A 22,463-nucleotide genomic window follows, 5' to 3' on the forward strand; every position below is an offset into this window, starting at 1 on the left:
TGAATGTTCTAATCACTCTTAGCTTTTGTTAGCCGCTTTTCAACTCAAATTTCTAAAACTAATATACTTTTTCCCATTCTTTATTGTATATTTTAATAAGCATTTCGCCTACTAACACCTTATTTTTTGCGGCTATTTATTTGTTTCAATATGATAATTTTTCATCTCGTATATGCAATAGACAATGATAGCTAAACTCCAACTGACACCATAGTAATCATGTGTGTAGAAGTCATATCCTGCCTTAATACCTTTTTCTATTACAACCAACGTAAATCCTAAAGCCATCCATTTGTTAATTTTCATCTTGATAAACGTTATAGATATAATTATTAAAAAATAAGATATTTGTAAGACAATTTATCATTTACTCATATTTTTGAATATATACTGCATTAAACGTTCATTTACACTATACCAATAGTGTAAACTATATTAATTGAATATTAGTAATAGTAAGTATAAACATTATCAATTTACTATATATTACATTTATGTAAAAATAGCTGTATGTTAAGCTTTTTCAAAATCTTTCCCCTAATAAAGATTTGAAGTAGCATTTCATGATTCTCCTTACTGTTAATATGCCTTGAAAAAGAACCCTATAGGGTTCTTTTTCTTCTCATTACATCCTCAGCAAGTCCTTATTCCACATACAAAAAGGACTACCAATTACTTGCAGCCCTGTTTGCACGTTAATATACACTTATATTAAGTACTTACCACTTTATTTTTATGGGAATTCATACCAACTAAACATACCATTATCACTTAGATATATAACACTTCAAAATTTAAAGGTATACAATAACAAATCTTTCTCAGCTTCCAGCTACATATAACTATTAGCTGTTAATTCTCTACCACCATTAGCTGATATGAATCTACCATTACTCAGTGCTTGTAATACATATATCCTATTGTCTCCACCATTATATAAAATAAACTTTTCCCATGCCCCAATTGATGTACGATCTGCTACTACTCTACCATTTGGTTCAAACGAAACGTATTTCCCATTACTTTTTTCTTTTAAAGCGTACGTATATAATTCCCCAGTCGGAATTAATTCGAATTTCTCCCATTCATTAACTGCATTACGATTAGCTATCACATTTCCCGATGGCTCAGCAGAAACATATTGTAAATTTGCTGCCTGTATAGCAACTGTCCAACTTCCATTAAATAAATTCACACCTTGTAGTGCACCCGCATTTGAATGTTCTTCATGTTAATCTATTTTGTTTAATCCCGTAGAAGTAACGCGATAGGTTCTTTTTTTACCTATATATTCTTGTTTATTATTCTCAAGGTTAATAAGTGTAGCGCGTGTCTTTTCCTTTACCGCTTCCCCTTCTATATGGGTAAACTCAATGTAATCTCCCACTTTTACGGGCACGGTTTGGCTTCCAGCAATTTGTTGTCTATTTCCCACTATTTCCTTATTGTACACAACACTACCGGATGAATTCTGTACTTTAATACTTGCATACGTATTATTAAAGTAAGAATGTGGTACACCAGCTTCTAAATTCACCTGCATTTTCTCAGTTGCCCTATTATAATCTACTTTTGCGATTTCTCTATCACTATATCCTTTTAAAGACCAACCGAATTGATTTCCGTCTAAAACCGTTGTTTCTGGCATTTTTTCAACTTTCTTCAGACCTTCTTTTGTAACTTCGTACATTGCTTTTTTTCCAAAGCTTTCTTGTTTACTATTATCTACATTTGTGAAAGTAGCTCTATGCACACCTTCTAAATGTGTTAACTCAATATAATCCCCTACTTTAACTGGAACTTTTTGCGATTCAGCATTTTGTTGTTTGTTTCCATAGATGTCTTTATTGTATACTACTTTTCCTGATGCATTTTGTACTTTAATACTCGCATATGTTTCATTAAAATAATGATGCGGTACACCTGCTTTTAAGTCCACTTGCATTTCTTCTGCCGACTTATTGAAATTGATTTTAGCAAACTCGAAATCACTAATTCCTTTTAGTGACCAGCCAAATTGATTTCCGTCTAAAATTGTTGCTTCTGGCATTTTTTCTACTTTCTTCAGACCTTCTTTTGTAACTTCGTACATTGCTTTTTTTCCAAAGCTTTCTTGTTTACTGTTATCTACATTTGTGAAAGTAGCTCTATGCACACCTTCTAGATGTGTTAACTCAATATAATCCCCTACTTTAACTGGAACTTTTTGCGATTCAGCATTTTGTTGCTTGTTTCCATAAATGTCTTTATTGTATACTACTTTTCCTGATGCATTTTGTACTTTAATACTCGCATACGTTTCATTAAAATAATGATGTGGTATGCCTGCTTTTAAGTCAATTTTCATTTCTTCTGTCGACTTATTGAAATTGATTTTAGCAAATTCGAAATCACTAATTCCTTTTAGTGACCATGCAAATTGGCTTCCTTCTAAAATATTATTTTCATTAGGCACATCTGGTTTAATTGGATTAGAATCCGTACCCTTCCAAATCTCTGCTGTTAAAATTGGATATCCTAATGTAGCCACTTTTTGAATGGTATCGTTATTCGGACGCAATCCCCACTTCTCAAAGAAAGGTATCAAATTTTGTTTGGCTACTTTTGATGCCGAAATCATAAATAATTGTTTTTTATTTTCATCAGTTTGTGGAAGTTCACTTGAAGACATGTCTCTATACAATTGATGCAATTTAGGATAGAAGTCCTCTCCATATGCTAACTGTAGTTGCCAAAGCATAACAAGCTTAACAAAAACATCACTAACTTCGTCATAATTTTTATTAGGTTGTTCTAAGTATTGAAATGCCTTAGTATAAGCGCCCTCCTGTTGCAATCTAAAAGATTGATTAGATGTAAATGCTTTTTCTACAGAAAGGCTGTAAATATTATTTTGTACTTCTGTCATATTATAAAACTTCCAAGGTGATTGCTGTCTCAAATGCCCTGCCTCATGCCAAGGACCCCAGCCATCTTTTATAAATTTATTAATATCTAACACGTATTGGATTGCATCTCCTACATATGCGGTTCGATAAGAAGTTGCATACATATAATAATCGGGAGAATGATTTTCTTCTACGTAATGAATATAATGTTTATCTACTTGTTCCTCGGATAAACCAGCTACTTTGTCTTGAATTCGAGTAGCTTCATCCATCTTTTTTAAGAGTTGTACAGGATCTGTATTAGAACCTAACAAATATTTCTTAACACGTGCAGGGCTGGCCGTAATTAATACACGTTCTCCTTTTAACTCCACTGCATGTGCATTGGGATATTGGTCCAACATGTTTATTAAATCTTGTTTCGTATGCTTTCCTAGTTCAAAAAAAGGAGTAGTCGTTCCACCTGTTGTGACTGTTGTTCGAATGGTACCACCTTGTTGTTTATTATAAAAATAAATCATCCCCCCATTTGGAGATTGAATTGTGTTTATACCAGGTTTTAATGTAAATGATTTTATTTTAGAATCTTCTCTCCAAGAAGCATCATACGAATACGTTCCAATGTATGCTTGAATATTTTGATTTCCTTCTACATTAATCGTTATTTGTTCATTTGGCTTTGCATATAAACCAGTGGGTTCATATGGACTAAATGCCATACTTTTTCTTTCCTGTTGTTTTAGTACCTCAACATCCCCTTTTCCTGGGACTGTATATGTTCTATTTTCTAATTTAACTGACTTTTCTTCTTGCAGTGATGTTGATAATTTTTTTTGCTGCTGCATTTCCTCTGCAAAGACATCCGGTGAAGAAATCATTCCAGTCGCAAGCATAGTTACTGTAGCAGTAGCTGCAAGTATTTTTCTAGTTTTATATTTTGAGTTATTCCCCATATTATCTCCCTCATTTTCCCTTAGTACATGTAAGGATTATTATTTTATTTATTACGTTTTTACACCAAAAATTTTTTACGCTATTTATGTTGTATCTAATACTCTATTTTTTCTCATAATAGTCTCCTTTTCTTTATGTCTAATTGTTTATAAATGTTATTTGATGACACATAAAATAACAACTTTGCGATAAACTCATCAATAACAACCTATTATGTTTTGATTTAGTATTATTAACTTCCATCTAATTGTATAAAAGTATTCAATTAGGAAAATAAGAATATAAAGCTCACTAATCATAGATTAGGTTTTACGGAAAAATTCATAAAAATCATTCACCTAAAAAATTCAAACTTGTATAACTACTTTCTACATATAGGATGGAATTATAAAAATATTTCAATAAAATAAAAGACAGAGGCCTGATTATACCTCCGTCTTTTCAATTTATAAAGAACAAAAAATCATTTTATAACTGTATAAATGCCCTTGCAACAAATACCGTATTCCGCTATTTTTTTGAAGAAACAGGATCCATTTTTAATGTTTTTATCCCTTCTTTTAATGTAAACGCATCCGCTCTCAATGTTTTCCAACTATCTTTCGCTGCATTCAAATTAGGTTTTAGGAATTTGAATTTATTTTGATCCGCTTTTTGGGATGCTTTATCAATATGACTAAGCACTCCCGAATATTGAGAATCTAAATCATGCCATTGTGCAGACATATAGGTAAGTGCATTAATAGCCGATCCAATCGCATTGTGCATTTCATTAATATTATTATACGCAACACCAACTACACGATTTAATGTTACTTTATAATCTATAGTCTGACGTAATTGTGCTAACAACGGCTCTAACGTACCTAAATTATTTCTTGCTACCCCTATCATTACACCACCAGCAATCCACGTAGGAATTGAGGGAATTGATACAGTTATTATTCCATCTGATTCTACTTGTTTAAAATGTCTTACTTGCTCTAAAACTTCATTTAGGCGCTTTTCATCTTCATCAATTCCAGATGCTTGGTTTTTCAGAATCGAATGTAAAATATCTTTATGACCTCCAAATGCCCGGACATCTTCTCCAATACTATCTCTTAACTTAGCTAGTTCTTGTATTAAATTCTGTGTATATGCTTGATTTTGTTTAATCTCACCTTGTAAATCTGTAATGCCTTCTTTTAATGTGTCTGCATCCCCTTCATTAATCGCTTCTACTAATGTGTCATAATAATTGTCGAATTTAGTATCATACTCTACAATCCCCGTCAGTGTATCTAAAAGTTGTTTTTTTATGTGTGAATCCCATTTCGTAGCATGCTCTCTTGCATTCTTTTGATCTTGTAGAATTTGACTAGGTAGATTTGTATATCCTTTAATGTCAATTCCTTCAAAGTTAACATCTGGGTTTTTAATTAACAAATAAGAGTAATCATTCATGGATTTTGCAAATACCCCAGCATCTTGCAAAGCTTTTTTCATCTTTTCGCTGTTTACAGAAAGAGATATATCTTCGGTACTAGTTTGTTCCATTTTACTTTCACTTGCGAAGGCTGCCACTGGAGAAACTACAGTAGTTGTTGTCAGAGTTAAAAACGTCGATACAGCAAGTAGTTTATAAGGAAAGTTTTTATTCATTTTAATTCCTCCTATACATATATATTGATTTTTAATTTGTTTTTTCTTGTTTAAAAGCAATGTCTTTTGAAATGAATTCTGCATCCTTATGAATATCATTCCAACTTTGTTTTGCAGCCTTTAAATCATCAGGTATTAAAGAAAGTTTATGTTCTTGTATTTGGTCGATATTATCATATAGATCTTTATAATTCGCTCCCATCGTATTCCATTGTTGCTGAATATTCGTTAGAGACATGATTGCTTGATCCACTGTCTGATACAAATATGTCAACGTGTCTTTTGTATTAGTAAGTGAAATAACTGCTTGGTTAGCAAGATCGGCTTTCATACTTAATTCTCCGATTTTATTAGAAATTTCGTTATAGGAGTTCATATGATTAGATGCCGCAACACCAGCTGCTGTTCCTAAACCGATACCAGCTGCCCCTAGAGCTGTTAGACCACCAACAACAGCTGGTGTCGCTGTGCCACCGGTCACAACAATTACTACCGCTCCTGCAATCGTTCCAATAACTAAAATAGCTGCTCCTAATCCACCACCAATTGACCAAGCTAATACATTATCAAAATGTGCTTTCTGCGTAGAACGTAAATTCTCAATTTCGGCCTGAAGTTGTGGGACTAGTGCTTGTTTTCCCGCTAATATAGCCGTTAATCCTCCTTGTCCATCTGGACCTCCAACATTATTCTTAAAATCTACAGTATTTGTATACAACCTTGTTTTGAAAGCTTCTAACATCTTAATAACTTCCGTAACTTCATTTGAATTTGTATGAATTGTACCGATTAAATCCCCTATTCCTTCTTTGAGGCCCGCCTTATCTTTCTTTTTTACAGTATCTACTAGTGTGTCGTAATAATTTTGAAATTGTTCATCATAATTTACAATATTACGTGCTGTCTTTTGAATGTTTGGCTTCGCTGTATCTAGCCAGTAATTTGCATTGATTCGTGACAGTTCCTGATTCAGGTGAATGTTTTTGATTAATTCTCCCCCTCCTGAACCTAAATCAATGTTGGATAAATTTACATTCGGTTGCTTAATCATTGTTTTTGCGTACAAATCCATTACAAGAATATGAGAGCCTGTTTCAGCCAACACTTTCTTTAACCCTTCAGGTCCTAACGCATAATTTTCTATTTTCTGTTCTTGTGCTGTCTGTTCTTGTGCTGTCTGTTCTTGTGCAAGTGCGTGAATAGTACTACCATTCGTAGCAGTTATAACCGTTGCTAAAGTGGCCAAAGTTATGACCTTAAATGGAAATTTCATTATTTGATTCTCCTCCTTATTTTCAATTGAGTTATTATCTTTTTATTAAACCTAAATTCTTAATATTAAAATTTATAAACTTGTTCTTCGAGTTGATTTGTTACATTTTTTAGTCGTCTTAATGTATCTTTTTGAGACTGAGTGTTACTAGTATCAACTTCAGTCAATAATTTTGTAATACTATTATTTATTAGATTCAAATCCTCTTTATAACGTTTCATTAGCTCAATTTCTCCATCTACTTGATTAGCAAATGTATGCAAATCATTTTGCATGAAAAGAATCATTGATTTTTGTAAATCTGCTACTGTTAATTTAGTTGTTAAGTCATATAATGTCTGATTTTGTTTCTCTAAATCATTTAAATATGCTCTTTGCTCTGCTGTTAATTTATTAATTTCGGCAAAGGTACTATATGTTTTTTTAATTTTTTCAGGATCAATTACTTTCATAAGATCATACTCTTTCGTTTTCGTAACTGCAGCTGCAGCAATTTCACCTTTTTTACTTTTCTCTATCGTTTCACGTGCTTCTTTTTTGGCAACTTCAATTTCTATAGCTGATTTTCCCTTTTCTGTTGCTTCTTGCTCTGCTTTCTTCTCTGCTTCTACAATAGCATTGTTTATTTCTTTTCCTTTGTTATACGCTACTACCGCTGTTTGAGCAGCCGGTTCAATGATATCTTTTGATAGGCTATAAATTTCTTGGAATACCTTTAGCCCTTGTTCATTTAAAGCTCCTGGTAATAATGCTATTTGCTCTAAATCATTTTGAATTGATTTTTTTGTATTTAGCATTTCATTTTTTAACTTGTCTATTTTTCCTGTTCCCTCTGAACTAAGTACACTCTGTGCTTTTACCACATCTGTATCAAGATTTTTCAGTTTCTTATCTACCTGTAGTTTAAGATCTGTTAACTCATTAATCTGACGTTGCACGTTTTCTTTGTTTGTTATAGTCATATCTTGAAGAACTTCCAGTCTATCTATAAACCCTTCTTTATCTTCCTTATTATCTACAAATCCTTTTAATGTTGGATAATAGCTATTAAATTTGGTTGCAAATCCTTTACTTTTTGAATTTAGTAGAATTAATTTTGGATATAGTTCTGATGACCACTCTTTCATATCTTGTTTAATTAGAAATTGAGTTGTATTTAAAGATGGAACTTCTTCAAGTTGCATATTCGGACTTGCTAAGGCTCCATCTATAAAGGTTTGTGTTAATTTGGAGTGTGCACCTATTTTTCGTAATGCTGAGGAAATATCTATATTATCTTGTTTCGTTTCTGCCTGAACGATTGGCATTGCGAGAGTATTGATAGGAATAGTCGCTCCAGTAACGATTGATGTTATTAAAAATCCTGTCATAATTTTATTCTTCATTCCGTACACCTCTTCACTATTGTTTTTTACAGTTTTAATCGTAAATTTTGTACAACCTAACGTTAGGATTTCATCACACACACTTGAGGATAGAAATTTTTTCGATAGAGTAATCGTATCTCGTTTTTTATTTATTTTTGATAGAATATAAGGACCTTACTTCCCCCTCATTTTAAACACTATGTTTTTCATAAGTAAACCTGAAAATCACATTGATTAAATTTAATTTTTCAGATATTTATTATTCGAATTTAAAAATATTATATTTAAAAAAGTTAAATACAAATTTCATTTCATAAAGTGAAATAATTATACTATGATAATTAAACATAAAAATTCTTTGATTCCCTTAAATCTATATGAATCCCTTACTTAAAAATGATTTCAATATAATTTAATAGTGATTAACACATATGTGTCTTTTATATGGATATGTAAAATTACATATCCATATAGGAGTATCTAGCTTAACTACTCCAAAATATTATTATCGTATACATAATAATCATATTGCTACGAACACCACAGGAGAAAATTTCCCTCATGCACTTTAGGGGATAAATTGTCCATGAAATAATAATTTTCGCTTATATACTTACTACTCATTATAGGAATACAAAAAAGCGATTCTTTTCACAGTAAAAAGAATCGCTTTCTAGGTTCCTATTTTCAATTACATTACATAAAGAATTGAGAAATTATCATTTAAGAGCCTTAACTATCACTTCAGTTGCCTCTGCGATTAGTTGATTATCATAGGCAGCCTCTTTTTCATCTTTACTAGATAAAATTGCGATGATAATGGGTGCTCTATTTGGCGGCCAAACGATAGCAATATCATTGCGTGTCCCATAACTTCCAGCTCCTGATTTATCTCCAACTATCCAGTCAGTTGGTACGCCTGCACGAATAAGTTTGTCTCCTGTAGCATTTCCTTTCATCCACTCTGTAAGAATGTTACGTTTATCAGCTGGAAGTGCATTTCCGACCGTAAAAGCCTTAAGATTGGTAGCAATGGCTTTCGCTGTACTAGTGTCACGAATGTCTCCTGGAGTAGCTTCGTTTAACTCTGGCTCAAAGCGATCAGCCATAGTAACCCGATCACCCATCTGTCTAAGCGCTTTTTCATATCCTTTAGGTCCGCCTATTTTATTAAATAGAATGTTCCCTGCAGTATTATCACTGGAACGAACAGCGGCCTCAGCAATTTGTCCTAATGTCATTCCGGTATCTACATGTTTCTCTGTAACGGGTGAATATTCCACCAAGTCGTCTTTCGTATAAGTGATAACTTCATTTAATTTATCAATTGAGTTTTGCTGTAGCAATACCCCTGCCGCTAATGCCTTGTAGGTTGATGCAAAGGCAAATCTTTCGTTAGGTCGATAAGCAATTGTTCGATTTGTACCAGTATCAATAGCATACACACCTAATCGAGCATCAAATTTTTTCTCAAGTTGAGAGAATTCTTTATACGTCGCATGATTTTTATGGTTAACTGGTCCGGTCTTTTCTTTCGCTTCAACTTGCAATGCCCCTCCTGTAAAAGCTTCTAGGCTTGTAAGACTTAAACCTAATATACCAATGCATATTCCTATTTTTAACATCCTCTTGTTTTTCAAAATCATCATTCCTTTCAAATTTTCAATACTGAAACCAAGTAGTAAATTCAATACACTGTATCCTAGTTGAAAACCTGTTTTTATACGTACACATAATAGACCATCTAAAAAACAAGTTTGTTCCATAAAGTGAAACTTTAATCAGTGGGGGTTTTGTTCATCCCCCACTGATTATTAGCCCTCACCAATCGGGCTTTTACGGGCAGCCCGACTCCCGCCTAACTTCTTTGCTCCAGCTGAATTTTGAGGTGGGAGTTTTACTCCCCGGCAAATAGCGGGATAAATTTAAAACCTTTTTAACTAGTAGCCAAGATATTAACAAAAGTAAGAGATAGCAACTATGATATGATCCCCTTATAGTAGACAGGAAAAAGAAAGCACATTAACCTGTTTACTATGGAGGGGATTTTTTCATGGGAAAAATTAGAGTCACTTACGATGTAGAATTTAAGAAACAAGCTATAGATTTATACTTAATAGAAGGCATGAGCTATAAAACCATTGCGAAAGAATTAGGTATTCATCACTCGGTTGTAAGTCGTTGGGTGAAACACTTTGAAGCTGAAGGAATCAAAGGACTAGAAGAAAAACGCGGTAAAGCGAAAGGACCAGGTTTAGGTAGACCAAGGGTTAGACCCGAAGATCCTGAAGCTAAGATCAGACGATTAGAAGCGGAAAATGAAATGTTAAAAAAGCTCTTAGGGATGTAAAAGGAGGAATGAAAGTCGTATCCAAAATAAAAAATTCGAAGTCATCCATGAAATGACAAAAACAGGTTATACAGTGACCATTCTATGCGATATTGCTTGGTGTAACCAGAAGTGGGTACTACAAATGGATAAAACGGCATACGACGCCTTCAAAAAAACAATCAGAGGATATCGAAATTAAGAAAAAGATATTGAAGTGTCATAAAAAATTAAGAGGAATTTATGGATATAGAAGAATACAAGTGTGGCTGAAAGCCACATATAACCTTCATTTGAATCATAAACGCATCCAAAGATTGATGAGTGAACTAGGTATCAAAGCCGTAATTAGGAAAAAACGACCTTATTACGGAAAAAAAGAAGCTTATGTGATTTCAGAGAACCATCTAAATAGGGAGTTTCAAGCTTCAAAACCGAATGAGAAATGGGTAACCGATATTACCTATTTGATTTTCAATGGACAGCGCTTGTACTTATCCGCTATTAAGGATTTATACAATAATGAAATTGTTGCCTATGAAACCAGTCGTAGAAACGACTTAAAACTTGTGTTAGATACACTTAAAAAGGCAAAGAAAAAACGAAATGTGAAGGGAATCCTCTTACATAGTGATCAAGGGTCCCAGTATACATCTCGTCAATATAATCAATTACTTAAAAAATATCAGATGAAGACAAGTATGTCTCGAAGAGGCAACTGTTGGGATAATGCTTGTATGGAAAACTTCTTCAGTCACTTTAAGGCAGAGTGTTTTCATTTACACTCCTTCCATAAAGCGAATGAGGTCAAACTTGCCGTGCGTAAATATATGTACTTTTATAATCATCAAAGATTTCAAAAGAAATTAAATAACCTGAGTCCATATAAATATAGAACTCAGGTTGCTTAGTTGCGCTTTTTTAATACTGTCTACTTGACAGGGGTCACTGCACTATGATAGCCGCTATCTCTTATTTCAAATCTTCCTTTTTCTTTAACTTATAAAGGCTTTTATATAAACAGGGTCTCTTCCCCTGAGAAAAGTGCACAAATTTTACTAATTTTGATTCGAACTATCTGTACTAGCAGCTTCACCATGTATACGTTGCTTTTTTAAATCAAAGTATACATCTAAAATTTCCTTTCCAATTATAGAATTAATTCCATTTTTATCATCATGAAGCCATGGGACTACTACAGAAAATGCTACTTCTGGATTATCATATGGAGCATATCCAACTAATGTTAAGTTGTAACATTCCATACGTTCTCCTTTTGCATTTCTACCAATTGGATCATCTCCACCATATACAGTTTGAGCTGTCCCTGTCTTTCCTGCTGGTTTATATGGCGCATTTTTGAAATACTTCACGCCAGTTCCATCACCTTCTTGGAATACCCATCTAAAGCCTTCTTTTATCCGATCAATATGTTCTTTCTTCATATCAACTCGATTTAATACGACAGGCTCTATAGAGCGTATAACTTTACCGACCTCTTCTTCTTTTATTGATTGCTCTCGTATTTCTTGTACAATTTGGGGTTGCATTCTATATCCACCATTTGCAATAGTTGAAATATATTGTGCCAATTGCAATGGCGTATACGTATCATACTGACCGATAGAAAAATCTAGTAAAAACCCAGGTTGACTATCTACTTTTCTCGTTTGCCCAATTATTTCATTCGGTAAATCAATACCTGTTGGTACCCCTAAACCAAATTGTTTAAAATAATAACGCATTTTATCAAATGCTTCTTGTTTAATATCCAATGAACCATTCGGTACGTAATTAACTCCCGCAATTTTTAAAGCTGTCTGGAACATGTATACATTCGAAGATACTTGTAAAGCTCGTAAATCATTAACATTACCAAATCCGGATACATTCCATGATTTCTTGGCTTGTGTACCTTTAAATTTCATCGGTGCATCATAAAATTGATCTCCTGGCTGTATTGCCCCTGTCTCATATCCAGTTAATAACGTTGCGCCTTTTACAGCTGATCCTAGCTCATACGAAGTTGTCATGTTACCTAATGCCAAATCCTCAATCTCTATTTTCCCTTCTTTTTCTACAATCTTTTTGCCTGCCATAGATAAAATCTGTCCGTTATTCGGATTTGTCATGACGACAAACGCTCGGTCCAACAATGGCTCTGAACTCTTAAAAGCTCTCAAATTTTTCTCTATACTTTCTTCCACTTTCTTTTGTAATTCCATATCAATCGTTAATGTTAAGCTACTACCACTTTTTCCTTTAGAGATTATTTCTGTGTTTATAATGTTTCCTGATTTATCAGTAATGTTTTTCACTTCTTCTTTTGTGCCGTGTAATACATCTTCATATCGTTGTTCAATATAACTTTTTCCTACACGATCATTACGGTTATATCCACGTACCAAATAAGAATCTAAGTTTTCTTTCGGTAATCCTTCTTCACTACTTGTAATATTACCTAACACGGAACGAAATAAATTACCATTTACATAATTACGTTCCCAATCAACTGTTGTATCTACTCCTGGAAACTCCGCAAGGTTTTCACTTATCCGCGCATATTCTTGATCTGTCACATCTTTTTTTATAATTTGTGGTGTCAGTTGATAACCTGAACTCATTTTACTTTTAATAGCTAACACCTTTAAATCTTGTGCTGTTAATTCTGCCAATTCTACTTCTGTAACGCGACTTCGTCTTAAGTCTTGAATTTTTTTGTCTAGTTCTTTTCCCTCTATTCCCTTTTCTTTAAACTTTCCTATGTCGTTTTTAGTAATCTTTGATTCCGCACGTTTCGTATTCAATTGCATCCAGAAATCTTTTTTATCGATATCGGTTAATTTATTTATATCTTGCTCAGGCATTTCAAGTACCTTCGCCAAGTCTTTTGCTGTTTTTAAAACATCTTCACTCGTAATCCCCTTCACCCTTGTATACGTAATTGCGCGAAGAGATTTATTATTAACGACCGTTTTCCCTTCTCGATCTAGAATCTGTCCACGTGGAACTGGTATACTAGTTGTTTCATTTTGACTGTTTTCCACTTGGTTCTTATAAGCCTCTCCCTCAACGATTTGTACTTTTCCTAGCTGCATAATAATAGCTGAGAATAGTACAAATATGCAAAGGAACATTATATTCAATCGAATAGATATATATGTCTTCTGTTTCTTTACTTTTTGTTCTTTCATAAATCCTCCATATAATTCTTCAGGAAATCCTCACTAATACTTAGTAAATAAATATACTAAAAGCGTTCCCTATATATTAGAAACCACTATTCAGTTATAATAGTGTCTTATCTTTTTTGTTAAATCCTTGTAAGCATCCATTCCTTTTGGTTTAGCCGCGTAATTGATAAATCTCCCTTCCTGTTTTTTCTCTATTTTTTTGTCGCCTGCATTAGAAATGCTAAACTGTATAATGACTCATATTAAACTTACACATAGACTTGCTATTAACATGTACTTTTTTCATACTGATTGTTCCTTTCTTCATGCTGTAATACTTAATAGACAATCTAAATCATAAAGTTGTTCCACATTTACAAAAAAATAATTAACTATAAGATGGAATAGGCTACATAAGGGAGGGTTATATGTTACATACGAAAAGATGGAGATTTTTTGCGGTTCTTTCTATTGTAGGTTTGATTTTACTAATTTTAGTAAAAATCAACTTCATTTCAATTACTATCGCAACTTCTTCAGCTGAAAGAGGAAAAATTTTTGATCAAAATGGTGTAATACTAGCTACAAATAAGAAAGTTAAGTCTCTATATTGCACTTCTAATGATGAAAAGCTATCGAATCGAGATACATCAAACACATTAGCTTTTTTCAATCAATTTTCAAACGAGTTTCAACATGACATTTCTGCAGAGGACATAAAATCACAATTACAACAATCTTGTAAAAAGCAGACTATGAATGATATAGCGTTATACTCTGACATAAATGAGCGTGAACTTACATTCATAAACAAGAACAAACCCAATAATGTAATAATTAAAGATGAATTGATTCGATATTATCCTAAACACGAAATTGCTTCACAATTAATTGGGTATGTAGAAAATGACCTTAATTCTAAAAATATACCTGTTGGTAAAAGTGGGATTGAGTTTCAATATGAAAATGATTTAAAAGGAAAACCCGGAAAAACTCTGATTTTTAAAATGAATAATAAAAAGTTCTTATGGAACATTCAAAAAGTACAAAAAGGAAAAGATGTCCGGCTAGCTTTAGACTCTAAATTGCAGCAAAAAACAGAGGAAGCACTAAGATCTCAAATTAAGAAAGTACCTGATGCTAATGCTGGTTATGCAGTAGTAACCGATGTAAAAACTGGCGCAATATTAACTATGGCCAATTCGGCAGTTTTTGATCCAAATATATTAAATACACATGTATCATCTAAAAAAGAAAACATTAAATCCCTTTCGCAAAATAAAGCAATTCAAAAATTAAAGTATGGTGAATCTTATGTAAATATGGCCTCTACTATAAAGCCACTTACTATTTTAATCGGATTAAACGAAAAGCTTTTTCAACCTGAGGATACATATTTGGATAATGGTAGTTTTCAGTATGATAATCAAAATAACATCACTAATGCTCCTGGAACACCAACAGGTGAAATTACACCGAGTCAAGCTATCATTAATTCATCAAATACATTTATGACGGCAAAAGTAGCTCTCCCCTTATTCAACCGAAATAATGGGAATATAGAAAAAGTAGCAAATATATGGACAGATTATTTAAAGCAATTTGGCCTCCGCTCTAAAACTGGTATTGATTTACCCTTTGAAGAAGACGGAGAATATGAATTTCATCCATCTAATAAGTTTGAAAATGGAATCTCTGCTTTATTAAATGCATCTTGGGGAGGAAATGAAGTACACACCCCTCTACAACTTGCTCAATATGCAGCAACTTTGGCAAGTAAAGGTGATAAATATAAACCTCAAATCGTAAGTGCTATTATTGGTCAAGACGATAAGGAAACAAAAAAGTTTAAACCACTCTTAGAAAGTTCAAATCGTTATCCTATGAAATTTTGGAGTGTCGTGCAAGGTGGGATGAGTCAAAATATAGAGGAGATTAAAAACTTGCCCTTTCATGTCGCGGGTAAAACAGGGATAACTGGCTCTCCGAACGAGCAAGAAAGAATGATAAATCATTCTCTTTTCATTGCATATGCTCCTACCGAAGATCCAAAAATTGCTATTTCTGTCGTTATTCCTGGTAGTAATTCAGAAAAAAATATTGCTGCTCTCGTTACATCAGAAATTTTAGAGTGCTGGAATTCACTTCAAAAAGAGGATAAAGATAAAGAGGAAGGTTCATTAAAGTGAACCTTCCTCTTTTACCATATAGAATCTATATTCGTTATTTCCCATATACCTTCATCATTCTTTTCAAATATGAAAGAATATTTAATATCAGTTAAAACATACTCTTTTTGTACATATCCAGTATAACCGTTTATTGTCGATATTTTTATATATCCATCATTCTGCGCTTTTTCTGGAATCAAAGCTTTTACCATTTCATTAGATACTTCATATAAAACTTGTGATTCTCGTTTTGGTTCAGCTAAAATTTTCGTTTTATTTCCAGTAACAGTTGCATATATAAAATGCGATTGCTTTGGTTGGTTACTTTCTGTCAATCCACTTGGTACTTTGTATGCTTTCTTTGTATCATTTGCAAATTCTCCCCCCATTGTAAGAGCGACTTGCAACTCATGAAAAATATCCTCATCAAACTTCAATTCATCCTTCTGATAACTTTTCCCTTTAAATAGAACTTCATCATTTAACGCTCTATACAGGTCATTTTCATTTTTTAAATTTGTACTTCGATATAAATCATTCATAAATTGTTTTAATGATGGATCTTGAGCAGACTCATCTTTTGTTTTCGGCTTAATTTGAGTACTACTTTGTACCGGTGATTTATTATCATCAAGCCAAGGTTGTTGAACAATAAAAAATAACATTGTACAGACCAAAACAACTACAATAGGCAATGCTTTTTTACGAAATGGTCTCTTGTATGTTACAGAATCTACTTCACTATTTTGGTATATCGATTGCTTTATTTTATAAATAAATGCTTCTTCATCTTTACGACGCTCCATTGGTCCATTTTTTAATTTGCTATACCAGTCAGGATTTTTTTTACTGTTCATCACTTCTACCCTCCCCTATTAATTTTGAAACTTTACTTCTTGCTCTGCTTAACCTAGATTTGACTGTTCCAATGGATACACCTAATGTTTCAGCCATTTCTTCATAAGATAATTCATATTTCGCGTCCAATATTAGTATTTCGCGGTGTTTTTTAGGTAGTTTTAATACAACATCCCACACATCATTCATTTCCTCTTGATTAAAAAATTCTTGTTCTGCCGATGGAGATTGCTTATCGTCACTAAAAAATCCCACTAAAGATATCCTTTTAAAATAAGAGGATTTCAAATAGTTTATTGCCGTATTTCTTGTAATTTTTAATATCCACGTTTTAATAGATGACTCCTTTCGAAACGAATTCCAATGTTTAAAAACCTTAATAAATACATCTTGTGTGATGTCATCTGATAAGTGTGGATCTTTCGTAATAATAAATGAATAATTCCATACATCTTGCCAATAGTCTTTTATAACATAGTCAAGCTCATCATGATTACATTTTTCAATAAACTTCTGTTCCATTTCCACACCTCAAACTTATTTGAATAAACATAAAGCTGCCCTCACTTTTAATATGGTTTCAATATATAGACATGATACAAGTTTCATTTGTTCCATTGTTTATCTTTTTTTGATAGAAGAATCCTCCTGTATAATGTAAAGGTGTGCAATACATTTCATTAGATAATCACCTATACAGTCTTTTTTATGACAGGCTCAAAAAAACAAGTAATGCATACAATGTTAAAAATTTACTCATAAAAATCTGATTATGATTTCTTAAATTTCACGCAACACTCGATTTGTATCACCTATTTTTTCTAAGAGCATACTTATTTGTGTGCTCTATTTATTTTTTACTAAATAACTGTTTTGTTAAAGTTTAAAATCACCCTCATTTGTCTATTTCAATTTGCTCTTCTGTTATATTTACTATTAGCAACACCAAGATTTCAGATATGAAAATAAAAATGAACAAATTTTTTATCACCAGACTGTATTAGTACCTGTCCCAATCGGAATTGCACTTCCGACTGAACCCTCTGGTTTCAAATCAGTATTTAGGACAAACTACCAATCAGCCCGTACTTGCAAATAATGAAAATGATGCGATATCAACTTTCTAGAGCCACAATAACATAGAAAAAGCATTCTCAATTAGGGAGAATGCTTTTGCTGAAACTTAATTGTTCTTTGTTTTGCCCAATTCATACCATTGAGTTAAGCATACCTATAATAAATTTAGTAAAAAATTTCACCTTATAATTTAGTGTTATTTCTGAAAAACATGTTTTATTTTTTCACCTGGAACGTTGCTCCCGCCTCTTCCTTTTACATCTTCAATCATCATGGTAACAATCATGTTTGGCGCGCTTGCATCGAAAGCTGCAAACCATCCAAGTTCTTTACCCTCTGCTTCTTTCGATTCTTTCAGTTCTGCTGTACCTGTCTTACCAGCGAGAGTTACACCATCAACTTTAGCAATTCTCCCCGCGCCATCAGGGTCATTAATGACTTTTATTAATGCACTTTTTAATATCTCTTGATTCTTTTTAGAAACCACATTTTCTTTCCAATTCCCCGCGACTTTGGCTTCTTTTAAAAGATGAGGCGATGGAATATTCCCTTCATTCACAATCGGTGCATATGTTAATGCTAAATGAAGTGGTGTCATTAATACTTGTCCTTGTCCATATCCCGTATCTGCTAGTTGAATATCGTTTTTTATCCCATCTTTTGCAATTGTTGAAATAGGAAATTCGTATTCCATTGGTAGTTTTTCATGAAATCCGTATTTCTTAAATTCATTTACATACTGATCTTTCCCCATTTTCAAAGCTTGTTGAGCAAAATAAATATTATCAGAGTACTTCATTGCCTTATCAAAATCAATTGGACTAGCTTCCTTCACACGTGTTACATAATAATTTCCCCACGATGAATCTTTTGTCCATTTTAATCCTTGAATTTTAAATTCTTCTTTAGGATTTATTGTTTTCGTTTCCAAACCAATTGCACCTGTAATCGTTTTAAATACAGAACCTGGTACAAATGCTTGTGTGAAACGATTCGTCATTGGCAGTTTCGAGTCGTTATTCCATGCTTCCCGTTGAGCTTTTGATGCTCCTCTAACTATCGTATTTGGATTATAAGCAGGGCTACTTACAAGTGCAATTGTTTCACCCGTTTTAGGATTGATCGCTGCACTAGATCCTGCTTCATTTTTCATCTCATTAAAGATTTTTTCTTGAATTGCAGCATCAATTGTTAACGTAACATTTTTCCCTTCTTTTGCTTCTTGTTTTGTTACGTTTTTAATCTCTTTCCCGTTCTCATCTTCCATAAATACGCGTCCACCCTTTTCACCACGCAATTTATTCTCTAATACTTTCTCTAAACCTGTCTTACCCACTAAATCATCTGCTTGATAACCTTTTTTTTGAAGCGATTTTAACTCCTCTGCATTCACCTTTCCTATATATCCTGTTAAGTGTGCCGCTGCTTCTCCTAATGGATACGTACGAATATTTACTGGGCGAGATGAAACTCCTTCTAATTCAATATAATCATTCTGTCTGGTTCCCTCTTTTAAAATACCAATTGGTACAAAGGAATCTGGTTTTATCCATTTTGCTGCGAGCTTCTGATCGACCTCTTCTATAGACATATCAAGTAATTGTGCTACTATTTCTTTCGTTTGCGCTGCCGTTTCACCTAGTTTCTCTGGAATAATTCCAACCTCAGTCGCTTTTCCATTCGTTGCAAGCCCTTTTCCATTTCGATCATATATTTCCCCGCGTTTTCCTTGCTCTGTTTGCATACGTACTTTGTAATCTTTTTTCATACCTGGGAAAATGAAGTCTGGTGTCCAATCTATTTTCCAAGATTCCTTATCTTTATCTTTCACGAGTTTTGCTTCATGGATGAATGAAACTGTTCCTCCATCCGTATCCATATTAACTTCAAAAAGAAAAAGTTCTTTATCTTTAGTATTCTCTCCTTTCGTTTTAATTTTTAAATTCTTAACTCCAATACCCTCATAAATTTTTTGATATTTCTCTGTGAACTCCTTTTTAGAAATCGTTTTTTTTGCATGTTCTGATAAATGATCATACATATTTGCAAATTTTTTATCATTCCATAAATTAATATATTCTTCAAATGCCTGTTTTGGCGGTTCGTTTTTATTACATCCTACTAACATAACTGCAAAACAAATGAAAAACAGCATCCATAATTTTTTCAATTCAATCTTCTCCCTTAGTTAAAAATGATTATTCCTTTCTTAATTTATTAAATAAAAAATGTTTTAACTCTTAATAGACAGTGTAAGTAATGAAATTGTTCCACATTTACAAAAAAATTAATTTACGCTTAAGTTGCATTGGAAGAGGAAAGTTTGTAAGCTTCTTGCAAACATAAGAAGCGAATATATTTAGCGAACGTTATCATTAAGTATTGTTTGAAAAATTCATTTAAAATACCTTTTAGTTCTTTTTCGCCGATCTTATCTGTTTTCTTTATAGATTTTTGATATAAAAAATAGAATCCTTATAATAAGGATTCTACATCAATAAATAACAAAAACTACTTAGAGTATAATTGTCATTTTCATCACTTCGAGCCGTTAATAGTTAGATTTGTTTTTCTTAAGTTGATGGACATATATGGTGACCCTTATATAAAAATGAATAACACGCGTTCCTAGCCGACAAAAACATAGACCTAATTGGAATTCATCAGAAATTAATAGATACATAAAAAACGCCATCCTTTCTGTAAATTTCTACAAAAAGAATAGCGTTTTTTTATTTTATCTTTCTATATACGCTATACCGTGAGCTCCTTGATTTACAGAAGGATCTACATTTCGATCTCCTGGATCAACTTCAATGGTATGAACATTCTTGTAATTAACTAAATCTAATACACTTATTGTCCCTGATCTAAGGTTAGAAACATATCCAACCGTTCCGTCTGTAGAAGAACGCATTGTAATTGGGAGTAAATCTACTTCTATTGTACCTAACACATTTAACGATTCTCCATCAAGAACAGAAACATACCCTGGTGCTGGAGAAAACATACTTCTTGTTCTCTCTCCATCCTTTTTCTGAAAACGCATATGTCCTACCAATACTTTCCCATCATTCGTTACATGAACCGGGGTAATTAAATCTGAAAATGATTTTGTCTTTATTATTTTATCGGTTTCTGTATTAATGATGCTAAGTATAGGTTGCTCCTCTTTGTAGTCTCCAAGTAAACATGATGAAGGGATGTAAACTCGATTACCTTTAGGAGAAATAGCTAGTTCTTCACTACCATAGGGCATAGATACTTTTCCAATTAACTCCTTAGCATGTGTATCTAAAACCGATATAAAGGGTGCCTCTTTATTAGAAGAATATCCTTTTGTACCCTCTGTATTCGTAACAAACCAATGTGGACCTGTTGCTTCTGTAGAGATTCTATCTAGCACTTTTCTCGTGTTAGGATTAATAATTAAAATTCCTCCTTCACCAGATTCAACACTTACATACAATAAGTCTTTTTTTTCATTATAAACTAAACCATGTGGTGCAAATTCCGGCGAGATATCAATGATATCAATTACTTTAAATTGATCAATATCGATAACTGCAATTTCTTTATCGCCTCTGTTCTTTCTTCTGTATGATAGAAAAAACGGAGAAAGGTAGAATTCTATCTACCCCCATAATTTGTTCGAAAATTCTAATTTGATTAAATTAAAAGAAAATGATATATTGATTTTAGAATAATAAACCAATTAATGGATGACAACCTAATACCTGTAAGTGGACTATGACAATGTCAGATAAACGGGAGGAATTTAATATGAAAAAATTATGTTCATTTGCTTTAATTGGCGCCTTAACCTTTTCAGGTCTTATCGTTTTAGACAGTACGCTACCTGATAAAGCGCGCGCTGAAGTAAATACGATTAAGCAAGCTTCAGCTGTTGTGGATGATTGGCCATGGCAAACGTATTTCTTATTACATCACAATGCGGACTATCTACAAGAGTTAGCCCCTGATACGTTAAAACAAGGTGGTACGTTTGATACGACGGTGTATATAGGCGGAAAAGATGTGGGTGTTGTAAAGATTTATCGATTGAACGGAGATGGTGAATTGCAGCGCTACAGAACCATTTCTGCAGGTGAGGCTGGGCACCACTACTATTCTAGGTTCACAACACCAATTACAACGGTTTACACACCAGGTACATATGTGGCAGTACTAAAGGTAGACAATTCATATTATTATGGCGGCTCCTTCCAAATTACAAAGTAAAACATATAGGTATATTTGTCTGAAACGCACTGGGTTACGGTGCGTTTTTGTTATCTGACGAATCAAATGAATACATGGGGAGTCAAATCCTATTATAGAAACGGAGTTGAATGTGATGAAAGTTGTAACAGTTAATGAGGATGCCACAATCCATGTTGGTATTTTAAAAGGGATGACAGGATGTGTCATTGGTTATGATGCGGATACTGGGATGGCCGAAATCGAATTGGATCCATTTACAACTGTTATGATTCGGTCTGAGTTTCTATTACAATAAGATTTGCATGAAAGTATATACTAATTTTATGTTTGATTTCTATAGAGACTCAATATATTCTATAGTTAAAACTGCTTTACATCTTTAAGGATAATCAGAAGAGAACCTGCAAACCTGCTGGTTCTCTTTTTAAATATAACACCAGAAAAGCAGAGGTGAATTAAATGCAAAGTTTAAAATCTTTAAAATAGTACATGGAGTTAGTTCATT

The 22,463-nt window shown here is 33.1% G+C and carries 15 protein-coding genes and 3 pseudogenes; 6 read left to right on the forward strand and 12 right to left on the reverse strand.

The annotated features are described in order from the left end of the window. Positions 1-132: 132 nt before the first annotated feature. From JFU18_RS29730 to hblC, 6 genes and pseudogenes are all read right to left on the reverse strand, one after another. Positions 133-385, reverse strand: a pseudogene (locus JFU18_RS29730) (hypothetical protein). A gap of 436 nt (positions 386-821) precedes the next feature. After that, a pseudogene (locus JFU18_RS03225) lies at positions 822-1,225 on the reverse strand (fascin domain-containing protein); the annotation flags it as partial. Positions 1,226-1,231: 6 nt separating this feature from the next. Continuing rightward, positions 1,232-3,841, reverse strand: a complete 2,610-nt coding sequence (locus tag JFU18_RS03230) for a putative mucin/carbohydrate-binding domain-containing protein (RefSeq protein ID WP_201050245.1) — start codon at positions 3,839-3,841, stop codon at positions 1,232-1,234. Positions 3,842-4,352: 511 nt separating this feature from the next. After that, positions 4,353-5,486, reverse strand: coding sequence for a hemolysin BL binding component B (gene hblA / locus JFU18_RS03235; RefSeq protein ID WP_016101979.1), 1,134 nt, complete (start codon positions 5,484-5,486; stop codon positions 4,353-4,355). A 31-nt stretch (positions 5,487-5,517) separates the two neighbouring features. After that, positions 5,518-6,762 (reverse strand): hemolysin BL lytic component L1, encoded by a 1,245-nt coding sequence (hblD, locus tag JFU18_RS03240; RefSeq protein WP_201034592.1) that lies wholly within the window; start codon positions 6,760-6,762, stop codon positions 5,518-5,520. A gap of 62 nt (positions 6,763-6,824) precedes the next feature. Further along, complete coding sequence (gene hblC / locus JFU18_RS03245) at positions 6,825-8,144, reverse strand: hemolysin BL lytic component L2 (RefSeq protein WP_201033294.1); 1,320 nt, start codon at positions 8,142-8,144, stop codon at positions 6,825-6,827. Positions 8,145-8,751: 607 nt separating this feature from the next. Here hblC and JFU18_RS30460 point away from each other — a divergent pair. Next, positions 8,752-8,838: pseudogene (locus JFU18_RS30460) on the forward strand (undecaprenyl-diphosphatase); the annotation flags it as partial. 7 nt (positions 8,839-8,845) lie between these two features. On the opposite strand, the gene bla reads toward JFU18_RS30460, so the two are convergent. Then, entirely contained in the window at positions 8,846-9,772 is a 927-nt protein-coding gene (bla, locus tag JFU18_RS03250) for a class A beta-lactamase Bla1 (RefSeq protein WP_374101395.1), read from the reverse strand. A 407-nt stretch (positions 9,773-10,179) separates the two neighbouring features. Between bla and JFU18_RS03255 the strand changes: the two genes are divergently transcribed. Then, positions 10,180-10,476, forward strand: coding sequence for a transposase (locus JFU18_RS03255; protein ID WP_201031948.1), 297 nt, complete (start codon positions 10,180-10,182; stop codon positions 10,474-10,476). Positions 10,477-10,568: 92 nt separating this feature from the next. Continuing rightward, on the forward strand, positions 10,569-11,366 hold the full coding sequence (locus JFU18_RS03260) for an IS3 family transposase (RefSeq protein ID WP_201050247.1): 798 nt from the start codon (positions 10,569-10,571) through the stop codon (positions 11,364-11,366). 147 nt (positions 11,367-11,513) lie between these two features. Here the strand turns inward: JFU18_RS03260 and JFU18_RS03265 are convergent, their stop codons facing one another. After that, the gene (locus tag JFU18_RS03265; protein ID WP_201033293.1) at positions 11,514-13,649 is read right to left on the reverse strand and encodes a peptidoglycan D,D-transpeptidase FtsI family protein; all 2,136 of its coding nucleotides are present in this window, start codon (positions 13,647-13,649) and stop codon (positions 11,514-11,516) included. Positions 13,650-14,056: 407 nt separating this feature from the next. On the opposite strand from JFU18_RS03265, the gene JFU18_RS03270 reads away from it, so the two are divergent. Continuing rightward, complete coding sequence (locus JFU18_RS03270; RefSeq protein ID WP_201050248.1) at positions 14,057-15,817, forward strand: peptidoglycan D,D-transpeptidase FtsI family protein; 1,761 nt, start codon at positions 14,057-14,059, stop codon at positions 15,815-15,817. 11 nt (positions 15,818-15,828) lie between these two features. Here JFU18_RS03270 and JFU18_RS03275 read toward each other — a convergent pair whose 3' ends face one another. The 4 genes from JFU18_RS03275 to JFU18_RS29735 form a co-directional block, all read right to left on the reverse strand. Continuing rightward, entirely contained in the window at positions 15,829-16,656 is an 828-nt protein-coding gene (locus tag JFU18_RS03275) for an SH3 domain-containing protein (protein ID WP_201033292.1), read from the reverse strand. Further along, positions 16,646-17,179 (reverse strand): RNA polymerase sigma factor, encoded by a 534-nt coding sequence (locus tag JFU18_RS03280; RefSeq protein ID WP_002127457.1) that lies wholly within the window; start codon positions 17,177-17,179, stop codon positions 16,646-16,648. The genes JFU18_RS03275 and JFU18_RS03280 overlap by 11 nt, the downstream gene beginning before the upstream one ends. A gap of 751 nt (positions 17,180-17,930) precedes the next feature. Next, positions 17,931-19,904 (reverse strand): penicillin-binding transpeptidase domain-containing protein, encoded by a 1,974-nt coding sequence (locus tag JFU18_RS03285; protein WP_201033291.1) that lies wholly within the window; start codon positions 19,902-19,904, stop codon positions 17,931-17,933. A 567-nt stretch (positions 19,905-20,471) separates the two neighbouring features. Next, complete coding sequence (locus tag JFU18_RS29735; RefSeq protein ID WP_242486443.1) at positions 20,472-21,203, reverse strand: YncE family protein; 732 nt, start codon at positions 21,201-21,203, stop codon at positions 20,472-20,474. Positions 21,204-21,517: 314 nt separating this feature from the next. Here JFU18_RS29735 and JFU18_RS03295 point away from each other — a divergent pair, with 314 nt between their 5' ends. Then, complete coding sequence (locus tag JFU18_RS03295) at positions 21,518-21,976, forward strand: DUF5065 family protein (protein ID WP_085311163.1); 459 nt, start codon at positions 21,518-21,520, stop codon at positions 21,974-21,976. Positions 21,977-22,091: 115 nt separating this feature from the next. Then, on the forward strand, positions 22,092-22,253 hold the full coding sequence (locus JFU18_RS03300; protein ID WP_170972577.1) for a hypothetical protein: 162 nt from the start codon (positions 22,092-22,094) through the stop codon (positions 22,251-22,253). The last annotated feature ends 210 nt before the right edge of the window (positions 22,254-22,463 follow it).

This window comes from Bacillus sp. TH22 (genome assembly GCF_016651015.1).
In the GTDB taxonomy this organism is placed as follows: domain Bacteria; phylum Bacillota; class Bacilli; order Bacillales; family Bacillaceae_G; genus Bacillus_A; species Bacillus_A mycoides.